This is a genomic window from Cronobacter sp. HA18006, assembly GCF_011605445.1.
GTDB lineage: Bacteria > Pseudomonadota > Gammaproteobacteria > Enterobacterales > Enterobacteriaceae > Cronobacter > Cronobacter sakazakii.
Map to the genome: position 1 here is coordinate 232,449 of NZ_JAANQB010000022.1, position 12,681 is coordinate 245,129.

General features: G+C 59.9%; 14 protein-coding genes. 13 read left to right on the top strand and 1 reads right to left on the bottom strand.

Annotation, left to right across the window (positions count from 1 at the left end):
- Window positions 1-107: 107 nt before the first annotated feature.
- On the top strand, window positions 108-842 hold the full coding sequence (cysH, locus tag G9X48_RS15695) for a phosphoadenosine phosphosulfate reductase (RefSeq protein ID WP_004387915.1): 735 nt from the start codon (window positions 108-110) through the stop codon (window positions 840-842).
- 28 nt (window positions 843-870) lie between these two features.
- Here cysH and G9X48_RS15700 read toward each other — a convergent pair whose 3' ends face one another.
- On the bottom strand, window positions 871-1,857 hold the full coding sequence (locus G9X48_RS15700) for an aminopeptidase (protein ID WP_097641947.1): 987 nt from the start codon (window positions 1,855-1,857) through the stop codon (window positions 871-873).
- A 244-nt stretch (window positions 1,858-2,101) separates the two neighbouring features.
- Between G9X48_RS15700 and cysG the strand changes: the two genes are divergently transcribed.
- The 12 genes from cysG to nlpD all read left to right on the top strand — a co-directional run bounded on the left by cysG (window position 2,102) and on the right by nlpD (window position 12,622).
- Window positions 2,102-3,517, top strand: a complete 1,416-nt coding sequence (gene cysG / locus G9X48_RS15705; RefSeq protein ID WP_097641948.1) for a siroheme synthase CysG — start codon at window positions 2,102-2,104, stop codon at window positions 3,515-3,517.
- A 9-nt stretch (window positions 3,518-3,526) separates the two neighbouring features.
- Window positions 3,527-4,435: a sulfate adenylyltransferase subunit CysD gene (cysD, locus tag G9X48_RS15710; protein ID WP_004387918.1), complete on the top strand. Its 909-nt coding sequence runs from the start codon at window positions 3,527-3,529 to the stop codon at window positions 4,433-4,435.
- 9 nt (window positions 4,436-4,444) lie between these two features.
- Complete coding sequence (gene cysN / locus G9X48_RS15715) at window positions 4,445-5,872, top strand: sulfate adenylyltransferase subunit CysN (protein WP_007777742.1); 1,428 nt, start codon at window positions 4,445-4,447, stop codon at window positions 5,870-5,872.
- Window positions 5,872-6,477: an adenylyl-sulfate kinase gene (gene cysC / locus G9X48_RS15720; RefSeq protein WP_097641949.1), complete on the top strand. Its 606-nt coding sequence runs from the start codon at window positions 5,872-5,874 to the stop codon at window positions 6,475-6,477. The genes cysN and cysC overlap by 1 nt, the downstream gene beginning before the upstream one ends.
- A gap of 49 nt (window positions 6,478-6,526) precedes the next feature.
- Window positions 6,527-6,850: a DUF3561 family protein gene (locus G9X48_RS15725; RefSeq protein ID WP_004387921.1), complete on the top strand. Its 324-nt coding sequence runs from the start codon at window positions 6,527-6,529 to the stop codon at window positions 6,848-6,850.
- Between the two features lie 162 nt (window positions 6,851-7,012).
- Entirely contained in the window at window positions 7,013-7,324 is a 312-nt protein-coding gene (ftsB, locus tag G9X48_RS15730) for a cell division protein FtsB (RefSeq protein WP_004387922.1), read from the top strand.
- A gap of 19 nt (window positions 7,325-7,343) precedes the next feature.
- On the top strand, window positions 7,344-8,054 hold the full coding sequence (gene ispD / locus G9X48_RS15735; RefSeq protein WP_012123931.1) for a 2-C-methyl-D-erythritol 4-phosphate cytidylyltransferase: 711 nt from the start codon (window positions 7,344-7,346) through the stop codon (window positions 8,052-8,054).
- The gene (ispF, locus tag G9X48_RS15740; protein WP_007851809.1) at window positions 8,054-8,533 is read left to right on the top strand and encodes a 2-C-methyl-D-erythritol 2,4-cyclodiphosphate synthase; all 480 of its coding nucleotides are present in this window, start codon (window positions 8,054-8,056) and stop codon (window positions 8,531-8,533) included. The genes ispD and ispF overlap by 1 nt, the downstream gene beginning before the upstream one ends.
- On the top strand, window positions 8,530-9,579 hold the full coding sequence (gene truD, locus G9X48_RS15745) for a tRNA pseudouridine(13) synthase TruD (protein WP_085046283.1): 1,050 nt from the start codon (window positions 8,530-8,532) through the stop codon (window positions 9,577-9,579). Before ispF ends, truD begins: the two co-directional genes overlap by 4 nt.
- A 379-nt stretch (window positions 9,580-9,958) precedes the next feature.
- Window positions 9,959-10,720, top strand: coding sequence for a 5'/3'-nucleotidase SurE (surE, locus tag G9X48_RS15750; protein WP_004387924.1), 762 nt, complete (start codon window positions 9,959-9,961; stop codon window positions 10,718-10,720).
- Window positions 10,714-11,340 carry a protein-L-isoaspartate(D-aspartate) O-methyltransferase gene (locus G9X48_RS15755; protein WP_012123933.1) on the top strand — a complete coding sequence of 209 codons (627 nt, stop codon included), beginning with the start codon at window positions 10,714-10,716 and terminating at the stop codon, window positions 11,338-11,340. Before surE ends, G9X48_RS15755 begins: the two co-directional genes overlap by 7 nt.
- Before the next feature lie 127 nt (window positions 11,341-11,467).
- On the top strand, window positions 11,468-12,622 hold the full coding sequence (gene nlpD, locus G9X48_RS15760) for a murein hydrolase activator NlpD (protein WP_054625629.1): 1,155 nt from the start codon (window positions 11,468-11,470) through the stop codon (window positions 12,620-12,622).
- Window positions 12,623-12,681: the final 59 nt, after the last annotated feature.

Consider the following 12,681-nt stretch of genomic DNA (forward strand, 5'->3'; position numbering starts at 1 on the left):
TTTCGTAGGGCGGGTAAGCGTAGCGCACCCGCCGACGCGTGAAGGGTTCGCCATCGCCTGGCGCGTCACCGCCACACCGGTATCACATTCATGCAAGCGAGGTTCACATGTCCGTACTCGATCTACATGCGCTGAACGCACTGGAAAAAGACGCCCGTGCCGGGGCGCTGGCCGACACCAACGCGCAGCTTGAGGCGTTAAGCGCCGAGGCGCGCGTCAGCTGGGCGCTGGAAAACCTGCCGGGCGAGTTTGTGCTCTCCTCAAGCTTCGGCATCCAGGCGGCGGTCTGCCTGCATCTGGTCACGCAGCAGCGCCCGGATATTCCGGTGATCCTCACCGATACCGGCTATCTCTTCCCGGAAACCTACCGCTTTATCGACGAGCTGACCGAAAAGCTCAACCTGAACCTGAAAATCTACCGCGCCGAGCAAAGCCCGGCCTGGCAGGAGGCGCGCTACGGCAAGCTGTGGGAGCAGGGCGTTGAAGGGATCGAGAAATACAACGACATCAATAAAGTCGAGCCGATGAACCGTGCGCTGAAAGAACTTAACGCGCAGACCTGGTTTGCGGGCCTGCGCCGCGATCAGTCCGGTAGCCGCGCGAATCTGCCGGTGCTGGGCGTGCAGCGCGGCGTCTTTAAAATTCTACCGATCATCGACTGGGACAACCGCACTGTTTATCAGTACCTCCAGAAGCACGGGCTGAAATACCACCCGCTGTGGGACGAAGGCTATCTCTCGGTGGGCGATACCCATACCACCCGTAAATGGGAGCCCGGCATGGCGGAAGAAGAGACCCGCTTCTTTGGTCTTAAACGCGAGTGCGGCCTGCACGAAGGCTAATAAAAAGCGCGCCCTGAGGCGCGCTTTTTTACTTCTCCGCTTTCGCCAGCGTTTTCACCAGCGGCAGCAGTACGCGCATCACGTCGCGACAGCGTTTGTCGATACGCCCCGGCAGCGTCTGATCCAGATATTGCAGGCTATCCTCGCGGGCGTTGTGCGCCATCGCGAGCGCATGACGCCCGCGATGGCGGGTGGCGTCATTGACGGCGGCAATCGCCAGCACCGGGATACCCGCGTTATCAAACGCGGCGGCATCGTTATCCTCAGGCAGCACGCTGTTTGCCGCGACCGGAATGCCAAAACGGCGCGCAAGCTTCACCGCGCTGTCGCGCGTGAGCTGGCGCACTGCGGCAGGCGTACGCTTACCGCTGGTAAACGCGAGTTTATCGCCCGCCACCAGATGGCTGAGGTTAATCACCAGCAGCGTCTGTTTTTTCTCAATGTCGCTCATCCGCTTAAGCAGGTTCTCCGCGCCCATGCCGCCTTCTTCTTCGCCGCTGGTGGCGATAAAGCGCACGCCGTAGCGCGTCGGCACATCTTTAAGACGCTCCGCCAGCTCCAGCATCACGCCGACGCCCGCCGCGTTGTCATCCACGCCCTGTAGCGTCAGCCCGCCAAGATTGTTATCGACATCCGCGTCGCTCTGCGGCGCATAGGTATCAAAATGCGCCATCACGATAATCTGTTGCGGCGATGTGCCTTCGTGGGCGGCAATGACAGTGCTGCCGGTCACGTTCTGCCAGTTGGTACGATGGTTTCCGGCGGTGTAGATATAGCGGCTGTGAAACGCGCGAATATCGCTCTGGTAACCGAGACGCACAAATTGCTGACGCAGATAATCTGCAGCGAGCATCTCAGCGGGCGATCCGGTCATGCGGCCTGGAAATAACGTCGCGATATGACGGGTTTGCTCACTGGCGATATCGCCGGGATGAAGGGGTTGCGAAAAAGCGGGCAGGGTGAAGCATACGCTCAGCGCCAGGCTCAGGGTGCAGTGGCGCACTGCGGAAAACATAGAACGTCCTTACTCAAAAAAGCGCGACCAGTTAATGGCGCTTAGTATGAAACTGTGACGTCGGTTATACAATTTGATTTACCGTTAAACGCCAGAAATTTCACGGCTTAAGCACTTTTTGATATTTGCATTTCTGCGGCCTTATTCCTTTGTGGAACTATAAATGCCAATTCGTAATTTCATCTGCGATCGGCCTCCCCCTATAGTCCCCTCTGGTCCCCTGTTGTTAGCGAGTTGTATCGTCGTGGAATATCTCCCGTTATTTGCTCAACTGAAACACCGCCCGGTGCTGGTGGTCGGTGGCGGCGAAGTGGCGCTGCGTAAAATCGCGCTGCTGCGTCGCGCGGGCGCCTGCGTCTCTGTCGTGGCGAAAAAGCTGCACCCGGAGCTCGCAGCGCTTGAGCAGGAAGGCGCGCTGCGCTGGCTGGCGCAGACATTTGAGCCTGCGCAGCTCGACGCCGTGTTTCTCGTTATCGCGGCGACCAGTGACGCGGCGCTCAACTGCCGGGTCTTTGATGAGGCTAACGCCCGTCAGCGCCTGGTCAACGTGGTGGACGATCAGCCGCTGTGCTCGTTTATTTTCCCCTCAATCGTTGACCGCTCGCCGCTTATCGTCGCTATCTCCTCCAGCGGCAACGCGCCGGTGCTGGCGCGGCTGCTGCGCGAGAAAATCGAATCTCTGCTGCCCGCAAGCCTCGGACGAATGGCCGAGGTAGCGGGCGGCTTTCGCGATCGCATTAAAGCGCGCATTCCCACGACCGACGGACGCCGCCGCTTCTGGGAGAAAGCCTTTCGCGGACGCTTTGCGAGCCTGATGGCCGCAGGCGACACCCGCGCCGCCGAAGCGGTGCTGGAAGCCGAACTCGACGCGCCGCAAGGCCCGCAGGGGGAAATCATTCTGGTGGGCGCGGGCCCTGGCGACGCGGGGCTGTTGACGCTGCGCGGTTTGCAGGTGATGCAGCAGGCGGACGTCGTGCTTTACGACCATCTGGTGAGCGACGGCGTGCTGGATCTGGTGCGCCGCGACGCCGACCGCATCTGTGTGGGCAAACGCGCGGGCGCGCACGCTGTGGCGCAGCATGAAACCAACCAGATGCTGATTGATTTCGCCCGCGAGGGCAAAACCGTGGTGCGCCTGAAAGGCGGCGACCCGTTTATTTTCGGGCGCGGCGGTGAAGAGCTGGAAGCGGCGAAAGCCGCAGGCGTGCCGTTTCAGGTCGTGCCCGGCGTCACGGCGGCCAGCGGCGCCACGGCCTATGCCGGTATTCCGCTGACCCATCGTGATTACGCCCAGAGCGCGGTGTTCGTCACCGGCCATTACAAACCGGACAGCGAGCCGTTCGACTGGGCGCTGCTCGCCAAAAGCCGCCAGACGCTCGCTATCTATATGGGCACCATGAAAGCGGCGGAGATAAGCCAGCAGCTTATCGCGCATGGCCGCGACGCCAAAACGCCGGTCGCGGTGATAAGCCGCGGCACGCGTGAGGATCAGCGCGTTCTGACCGGCACGCTCGACACACTCAATATTCTTGCGAAAGACGCCCCCATGCCCGCGCTGCTCGTTGTGGGCGAAGTGGTGCAGCTCCACCAGCAGCTCGCCTGGTTTCAACATTCAACCGACGCGGAAAACCCTCGTTCTTCCGTGGTGAATCTGGCTTAAGGAAAGGTTATGGATCAAAAACGACTCACTCACCTGCGGCAACTGGAGGCGGAAAGCATCCATATCATTCGTGAAGTGGCTGCGGAATTCGCCAACCCGGTGATGATGTACTCCATCGGTAAAGACTCCAGCGTCATGCTGCATCTGGCGCGCAAGGCGTTTTACCCCGGCACGCTGCCGTTCCCGCTGCTGCATGTGGATACCGGCTGGAAGTTTCGTGAAATGTACGAATTTCGCGACCGCACCGCCAAAGCCTACGGTTGCGAGCTGCTGGTGCACAAAAACCCGGAAGGCGTGGCGATGGGCATTAACCCGTTCGTTCACGGCAGCGCCAAGCACACCGACATCATGAAAACCGAAGGGCTGAAGCAGGCGCTGAACAAATACGGTTTCGACGCGGCCTTCGGCGGCGCGCGCCGCGATGAAGAGAAATCGCGCGCGAAAGAGCGTATCTACTCCTTCCGCGACCGCTTCCACCGCTGGGACCCGAAAAACCAGCGCCCGGAGCTGTGGCACAACTACAACGGCCAGATCAACAAAGGCGAAAGCATCCGCGTCTTCCCGCTCTCCAACTGGACCGAGCTGGATATCTGGCAGTACATCTACCTGGAAAATATCGAGATTGTACCGCTGTACCTGGCCGCCGAGCGTCCGGTGCTGGAGCGCGACGGCATGCTGATGATGATCGACGACGATCGTATCGATTTGCAGCCGGGCGAAGAGATCAAACCGCGCATGGTGCGCTTCCGTACTCTGGGCTGCTGGCCGCTGACCGGCGCGGTGGAATCGAACGCGCAGACGCTGCCGGAGATCATCGAAGAGATGCTCGTCTCCACCACCAGCGAGCGCCAGGGGCGCGTTATCGACCGCGACCAGGCAGGCTCAATGGAGCTTAAAAAACGTCAGGGTTATTTCTAAGGAGCCGCCATGAACACCACTATCGCACAACAGATCGCCAAAGAAGGCGGCGTGGAAGCCTATCTGCACGCTCAGCAGCACAAAAGCCTGCTGCGCTTTCTGACCTGTGGCAGCGTGGATGACGGGAAAAGTACCCTGATTGGCCGTCTGCTACACGATACCCGCCAGATTTATGAAGATCAGCTCTCGTCGCTGCATAATGACAGCAAGCGCCACGGCACCCAGGGCGAGAAACTGGATCTCGCGCTGCTGGTGGATGGCCTTCAGGCCGAGCGCGAGCAGGGCATCACGATCGACGTGGCGTACCGCTATTTCTCCACCGAAAAACGCAAATTTATCATCGCCGACACCCCGGGGCATGAGCAGTACACCCGCAATATGGCGACCGGGGCTTCGACCTGCGATCTGGCTATTCTGCTGATGGATGCCCGTAAAGGCGTGCTGGATCAGACCCGCCGCCACAGCTTTATCTCCACGCTGCTCGGCATCAAGCATCTGGTGGTGGCGGTGAACAAAATGGATCTGGTGGATTTCAGCGAAGAGACGTTTGAGCGCATTCGCCAGGATTATCTGACGTTCGCGGGCCAGCTGCCGGGAAACCTGGACATTCGCTTTGTGCCGCTGTCGGCGCTGGAAGGCGACAACGTGGCGGTGCAGAGCCAGAATATGCCGTGGTATACCGGCCCGACGCTGCTGGAAGTGCTGGAAAATATCGAGATCCAGCGCGTGGTCGATGAGCAGCCGCTGCGCTTCCCGGTGCAGTACGTTAACCGCCCGAACCTCGATTTCCGTGGTTACGCGGGCACCGTCGCGGGCGGCGTGGTGAAAGTGGGCCAGCGCGTGAAGGCGCTGCCGTCCGGCGTGGAGTCGAGCGTGGCGCGCATCGTCACCTTTGACGGCGATTTAGAGGAAGCGGGCGCGGGCGAAGCCGTCACGCTGGTGCTGAAAGATGAAATCGACATCAGCCGCGGCGACCTGCTGGTGGACGCCTCCCAGACGCTGGCCGCGGTGCAAAGCGCGGCGGTGGATGTGGTCTGGATGGCCGAGCAGCCGCTGGTGCCTGGCCAGAGCTACGACATCAAAATCGCCGGGAAGAAAACCCGCGCGCGCGTGGATAACATCCACTATCAGGTCGATATCAACAATCTGACCCAGCGCGTGGTGGAAAACCTGCCGCTCAACGGCATCGGCCTTGTGGATCTGACCTTCGACGAGCCGCTGAACCTCGATAAATACCAGGAAAACCCGGTGACCGGCGGGCTTATCTTTATCGACCGCCTCTCTAACGTGACGGTCGGCGCGGGTATGGTGCGCGAGCCGCAACAGAATGTGTATCAGGAGCCTTCCGCGTTCAGCGCGTTTGAGCTGGAGCTGAATCAGCTGATTCGCCGTCACTTCCCGCACTGGGGCGCGCGCGATCTGCTGGGAGGCAAATAATGGCGCAGCATGACGAAAATGTCGTCTGGCACGCCCACCCGGTGACCGCGGCGCAGCGCGAGCAGCTCCACGGCCACCGCGGCGTAGTGCTGTGGTTTACGGGGCTTTCGGGCTCCGGAAAATCCACCGTCGCGGGGGCGCTGGAAGAGGCGCTGCATCAGCTTGGCGTCAGCACCTATCTGCTGGATGGCGACAACGTGCGCCACGGCCTGTGCAGCGATCTGGGCTTTAGCGACGACGATCGTAAAGAGAACATTCGCCGCGTCGGTGAAGTGGCGAAACTCATGGTGGACGCCGGTCTTGTTGTATTGACCGCGTTTATCTCGCCGCACCGCGCCGAGCGTCAGATGGTGCGCGATCAGCTGGGCGAAGGGCGCTTCATCGAAGTGTTTGTGGACACGCCGCTTTCGGTGTGCGAAGCGCGCGATCCGAAGGGGCTCTATAAAAAAGCCCGCGCCGGAGAACTGCGTAACTTTACCGGTATTGATGCCGTGTATGAGGCACCCGAGAGGCCGGAAATTCATCTCGACGGTCAACAATTGGTAACAAATTTGATGGCGCAATTGTTAGACCTGCTGCGTCGCGAAGATATCATCAAATCCTGAGACCGCGCCGGGAGTCCTTTTCCCGGCCCGTCACGTCACAGGATAAGCGATGCGGAATACCACGAATATGATTGTCACCCAGGCGGATAGCGCGCCTGCCGTCGAAGAACCCACCTGGGCCTGGCCTGGTGCCGTGGTGGGCTTTATTTCGTGGCTGCTGGCGCTTGGCGCGCCGTTTCTGCTCTACGGCTCCAATACGCTCTTTTTCATGCTCTATACCTGGCCGTTTTTTCTGGCCTTGATGCCGGTGGCCGTGGTGGTCGGCGTGGCGGTCTTTTCGCTGCTGGAGCGCCGTCTGGTCTACAGCACGCTTGCCACGCTCATCAGCGTCGGGCTGATGTTCGGTCTGCTCTTTCTCTGGCTGGTGAGCTAACCTTTCGCGATTTTCACACTCTCTCTACTGGCGCATGCGCATCGGCGCGCTTTCTGTGGTACATTCTGCCGCTGTTTAATTTCTTAACCTGCACGTCGTAGCAAGCCGGGTAGAGTCCGGCGGGAAGTTATGGGATGATGAGGCCGTTTTTCAGGGGGCAGAATGGGTAAACTAACGCTGCTATTGCTGGCTTTGCTGGTCTGGCTACAGTATTCGCTGTGGTTTGGAAAAAACGGCATCCACGACTATTCCCGCGTAGCCGACGACGTGGCGGTACAGCAGGCCACGAACGCCAAACTCAAAGCGCGTAACGATCAGCTTTTCGCCGAGATAGACGATCTCAACGGCGGTCAGGAAGCTATCGAAGAGCGCGCGCGCAACGAATTAAGCATGACCAAACCGGGCGAAACCTTCTATCGTCTGGTGCCGGACGCCACAAAACGCGCCGGTGGGCCTGCGCAAAATAATCGATAACCAGAAGCGGGTTTTACACATGGCGCCTTCCTTTGCGGACGTGATTGCCGTGGTGCCGGCGGCCGGAATCGGCAGCCGTATGCAGACGGAATGTCCCAAACAATACCTCACCATCGGGAACCAGACGATTCTCGAACACGCGGTCGCCCCGCTGTTGCAGCATCCGCGCATCAGCCGGGTGATCATCGCGATAAGCCCTGCTGACACTGCCTTCGCCCGGCTGCCGCTTGCGGCGCATCCGGATATCCAGGTGGTGCGCGGCGGCGCGCAGCGGGCTGATTCCGTACTGGCCGGGCTTCAGGCCGCGGGCGACGCGCGCTGGGCGCTGGTGCATGACGCCGCGCGCCCGTGTCTTAGCGCCCAGGATCTCGAACGGCTGCTGGCCTTAACAGAAACCAGCCAGGTCGGCGGCATTCTCGCCGCGCCCGCCTGCGACACCATGAAGCGCGCGGAGCCGGGCAAACCCGCTATCGCGCATACCGTCGATCGCGAAAACCTCTGGCATGCGCTCACCCCGCAGCTGTTCCCGCTGGAACTGCTGCGCGACTGCCTGACGCGCGCGCTCGCGGAAGGCGCGACCATTACCGACGAAGCCTCGGCGCTGGAGCACTGCGGTTTCCACCCGGAGCTGGTCGCCGGTCGCGCGGACAATATTAAAGTGACCCGCCCTGAGGATCTGGCTCTGGCGGCGTTCTATCTTACCCGCTTAACCCCTATGGAGACGGCATAATGCGTATCGGACATGGTTTTGACGTACACGCCTTTGGTGGCACAGGCCCGATTATTCTTGGCGGCGTCCGTATTCCTTATGAGCAAGGGCTGCTGGCACACTCTGACGGCGATGTGGCTCTCCACGCGCTGACCGACGCGCTGCTTGGCGCGGCGGCGCTGGGCGATATCGGCAAACTCTTTCCGGATACCGATCCGGCCTTTAAAGGCGCTGACAGCCGCGAACTGCTGCGTGAAGCCTGGCGTCGTATCCAGGCGAAGGGCTACACGCTTGGCAACGTCGATGTCACCATCATCGCTCAGGCACCGAAAATGGCTCCGCACATCCCGCAGATGCGCGTGTTTATCGCCGAAGATCTGGGCTGCCATATGGATCAGGTGAACGTGAAAGCGACCACCACGGAAAAACTCGGCTTTACCGGCCGCGGCGAAGGCATCGCCTGCGAAGCCGTGGCGCTGCTGATGAAGGCTGGCGCATGAGTGATTTCAACACGCTGCGCTGGCTGCACGGTCAGCCGCAGGGGCAGGGGCGTCTGAAGGCCAGCCCGACTGATTTTCAGGTGGTCGAGGATTTAGGCTTCGCGCCGGACGGCGACGGTGAACATCTGCTGGTGCGCATCCGTAAAACCGGCTGCAACACCCGCGCGGTGGCGGACGCGCTGGCGAAGTTTCTCGGCATTGCGGCGCGTGAAGTCAGCTTTGCGGGACAGAAAGATAAATACGCGGTCACGGAGCAGTGGCTGTGCGCGCGTCTGCCGGGCAAAGAGATGCCCGCGATGCGCGCGTTTACGCTGGAAGGCTGTGAGGTGCTGGAGTTCGCCCGTCACCGCCGCAAGCTGCGTTTAGGCGCGCTGAAAGGCAACCGCTTCTCGCTGGTGCTGCGCGATATCACGCACCGCGATGAAATCGAACAGCGCCTGGGCCTGATTAGCGAAAAGGGCGTGCCGAACTATTTCGGCCCGCAGCGTTTCGGGCGGGGCGGCAGCAATATCTACCAGGCGAAGCGCTGGGCGCAAACCGGCCAGCCGCCGCGCGAGCGCAATAAGCGCGGCTTCGCGCTCTCTGCCGCGCGCAGCCTAATGTTTAACACGCTGGTCAGCGAACGTCTGCAACGCTTCGGGGTAAATCAGGTGATGGACGGTGATGCGCTGCAACTCGCCGGACGCGGCAGCTGGTTTGTCACCACCCCTGAAGAGCTTACTGATTTACAGGCTCGCGTGGACAGCGGCGAGCTGCTTATCACCGCCGCGCTGCCCGGCAGCGGCGACTGGGGTACGCAGCGCGCGGCGCTGGCGTTTGAGCAGACGACGCTTGCAGATGAAACCGAGCTGCTCACGCTGTTGACCCGTGAAAAGGTCGAGGCCGCCCGACGCGCCATGTTACTGTTCCCGCGCGAACTGCGCTGGCAGTGGCAGGACGATGCGACGCTTGAGGTGAGCTTCTGGCTGCCCGCCGGCAGCTTCGCCACCAGCGTTATCCGGGAGCTGTTTAATACCGCTGACGATGTCTCGGATATCAGCGAGTAACACCCCATTGCGTTTTCTTCTTCGCGACGCATTCAAAAACCGCCTCCGGGCGGTTTTTTTGTCTTCACGCTCAGTCAAACAGCCAGCGCCCGGCTTTCGCGGATTGCGCTTTTCCTGAACACCACTGTTTGGCTTTCCTGGCAAAAATGAACTAATAACTGATGACGCGAAGCGCGGGACGTTATTCCTCCTGCTCATGTAACGACATGATATTGCGAAAATCGACCCTACCGGACAGCGGCATCGCGCGTTAGAATGCCAGCGAGCGGCTATCCGGCCTTCTGCCTGAATCAGCTTCAGCGCAGGCAAACTGAAAAAGCAGAATGAGATTTAGGAATCACGCTTGCATGTTTAACACCAGGAAAGGATTACGCGCGTTATGCGGATATTGTTAAGTAATGATGACGGGATCCACGCGCCGGGCATTCAGGCGCTGGCGAAAGCGCTGCGTGAATTCGCCGACGTTCAGGTAGTGGCTCCCGACCGCAACCGTAGCGGCGCGTCTAACTCCTTAACGCTCGAATCTTCGCTTCGCACGTTCACCTACCCCAACGGCGACATCGCGGTGCAGATGGGCACGCCCACCGACTGCGTCTTCCTCGGCGTTAACGCGCTGATGCGCCCGCGCCCCGATGTGGTGGTCTCTGGCATTAACGCCGGGCCGAATCTTGGCGATGACGTCATTTACTCCGGCACCGTGGCCGCGGCGATGGAAGGCCGTCATCTGGGCCTGCCGGCGCTCGCGGTGTCTCTTAACGGCCACGAGCACTACGAGACCGCCGCTGCCGTGACCTGCACGCTGTTACGGGCGCTGGCCCGCGAGCCGCTGCGCACCGGGCGCATCCTCAATATCAACGTGCCCGATCTGCCGCTTGAGGAGATCAAAGGCATTCGCGTTACCCGCTGCGGCAGCCGTCATCCGGCGGATAAAGTCATTCCGCAGGACGATCCGCGCGGCAACACGCTCTACTGGATTGGCCCGCCGGGCGAGAAGCTCGACGCCGGCCCGGATACCGATTTTGCCGCGGTGGACGAAGGCTACGTCTCCGTCACGCCGTTGCATGTCGATTTAACCGCGCACAGCGCGCAGGATGTGGTAACCCGCTGGTTATCCAGCGCCGGAGTGAACGGGCAATGGTAAACAATCGTGTTCAGACCCTTCTGAATCAACTGCGTGCTCAGGGCATTAAAGATGAACGCGTGCTTGAGGCGATTTCGCGCGTGCCGCGTGAAAAATTTGTCGATGAAGCGTTTGAGCACAAGGCCTGGGAAAACGTTGCGCTGCCTATTGGTTCAGGGCAAACCATTTCTCAGCCTTATATGGTGGCGCGGATGACCGAGCTTCTGACGCTCACGCCCGCCTCCCGGGTGCTGGAAATCGGCACCGGCTCCGGCTACCAGACGGCGATTCTGGCCCATCTGGTGCATCATGTCTGTTCTGTCGAGCGCATTAAAAGCCTGCAATGGCATGCCAGACGGCGTTTAAAGCAGCTCGATCTGCACAATATCTCCACCCGCCACGGCGATGGCTGGCAGGGCTGGCAGGCGCGCGCGCCATTTGACGCTATTATTGTGACTGCCGCTCCGCCTGAAATCCCGACAGCCTTGCTGTCGCAACTGGACGAGGGCGGCATTCTGGTTCTTCCCGTGGGCGACGAACAGCAGGTGTTAAAGCGCGTTCGTCGGCGGGGGAGCGAATTTATTATCGACACCGTAGAAGCCGTACGCTTTGTGCCTCTGGTAAAAGGGGAGCTGGCGTAAACCAGGAATTTTTCCTGAGTTTTTAGCGCGTTTTTGGCGTATGGTGGGCGAAAATCGCGCCGGCCAGACGCCGGGCAGAGCGGTTGTCATCGTATTTATAGAGAAGTAAACCATTCCAGGGGGATAAATGAGCGCGGGAAGCCCAACCTTCACAGCACGCCGTGTCGCGGCGCTGTCACTGATTTCGCTTTGTCTGGCGGCATGTAATTCAAATAACTCCTCCGCACCGGCGCCTGTCAGTTCCGTTGGCGGCAGCGCGAGCAGCAGCGCAGAAGCCAGTTCCGGCGCAGGCGGCGGGATGATTATGCCGCCATCGAATATCTCCACGCAGGCAAGCCAGCCGCAGATTCAGCCAGCGCCGGTTCAGCCAGCGCCGGTTCAGCCGCAGATAAGCCAGCCGCGTCAGGCGCAGGTTATTCCCGAACAGCCGGTTCAGACCCAGAACGGCCGTATTGTTTACAATCGCAAGTATGGGAATATTCCGAAAGGCAGCTATGCGGGCGGCAGCACCTATACCGTAAAACGCGGGGATACGCTGTTTTATATCGCCTGGATTACCGGGAACGATTTCCGTGACCTCGCGCAGCGTAACCATATTGAAGCCCCGTACAGCCTTAATGTCGGTCAGACGTTGCAGGTAGGTAACGCATCTGGTACGCCGATCACAGGTGGCAATGCAATTACACAAGCTGATGCAAGCGCACAAGGAATAGTCTCAAAACCTGCGCAAAATACCAGCACAGTAGTTGCGTCCAAACCGACAATTATTTACTCTGAGGATTCAGGTGAACAGAGTGCTAACAAAATGTTGCCTGGGAATGTGAGCTCTGGGGCAGTCGTGGCTCCTTCCACAGCACCTGTTGTTAGCACGCAAGAACCGACCGTAAGCAGCACGACCAATAGCGCACCTGTCGCTACCTGGCGCTGGCCGACTGAAGGCAACGTTATCGAGAACTTCTCCGCCGCTGAAGGGGGGAATAAAGGGATCGATATCGCAGGCAGCAAAGGACAGGCAATCATCGCGACCGCAGATGGTCGTGTTGTGTACGCCGGTAATGCGCTTCGCGGTTACGGTAATCTTATTATCATCAAACACAACGATGATTACCTGAGTGCCTACGCCCATAACGACACAATGCTGGTCCGGGAACAACAAGAAGTTAAGGCGGGGCAGAAAATCGCTACCATGGGTAGCTCCGGAACCAGTTCAACACGCTTACATTTTGAAATTCGTTACAAGGGGAAATCCGTAAACCCGCTGCGCTATTTGCCGCAGCGATAAATTGGCAGAGTGCGCTTCTTCAGGCGCTTTGCTCAGGGATCACGGGTAGGAGCCACCTT

Bases quoted from the DNA above. Each gene is read 5' to 3' on its own strand.
- cysH (WP_004387915.1), top strand. From the start codon at position 108: ATGTCCGTACTCGATCTACATGCGCTGAACGCACTGGAAAAAGACGCC.
- G9X48_RS15700 (WP_097641947.1), bottom strand. From the start codon at position 1,857: ATGTTTTCCGCAGTGCGCCACTGCACCCTGAGCCTGGCGCTGAGCGTA.
- cysD (WP_004387918.1), top strand. From the start codon at position 3,527: ATGGATCAAAAACGACTCACTCACCTGCGGCAACTGGAGGCGGAAAGC.
- cysN (WP_007777742.1), top strand. From the start codon at position 4,445: ATGAACACCACTATCGCACAACAGATCGCCAAAGAAGGCGGCGTGGAA.
- cysC (WP_097641949.1), top strand. From the start codon at position 5,872: ATGGCGCAGCATGACGAAAATGTCGTCTGGCACGCCCACCCGGTGACC.
- G9X48_RS15725 (WP_004387921.1), top strand. From the start codon at position 6,527: ATGCGGAATACCACGAATATGATTGTCACCCAGGCGGATAGCGCGCCT.
- ftsB (WP_004387922.1), top strand. From the start codon at position 7,013: ATGGGTAAACTAACGCTGCTATTGCTGGCTTTGCTGGTCTGGCTACAG.
- ispD (WP_012123931.1), top strand. From the start codon at position 7,344: ATGGCGCCTTCCTTTGCGGACGTGATTGCCGTGGTGCCGGCGGCCGGA.
- ispF (WP_007851809.1), top strand. From the start codon at position 8,054: ATGCGTATCGGACATGGTTTTGACGTACACGCCTTTGGTGGCACAGGC.
- truD (WP_085046283.1), top strand. From the start codon at position 8,530: ATGAGTGATTTCAACACGCTGCGCTGGCTGCACGGTCAGCCGCAGGGG.
- surE (WP_004387924.1), top strand. From the start codon at position 9,959: ATGCGGATATTGTTAAGTAATGATGACGGGATCCACGCGCCGGGCATT.
- G9X48_RS15755 (WP_012123933.1), top strand. From the start codon at position 10,714: ATGGTAAACAATCGTGTTCAGACCCTTCTGAATCAACTGCGTGCTCAG.
- nlpD (WP_054625629.1), top strand. From the start codon at position 11,468: ATGAGCGCGGGAAGCCCAACCTTCACAGCACGCCGTGTCGCGGCGCTG.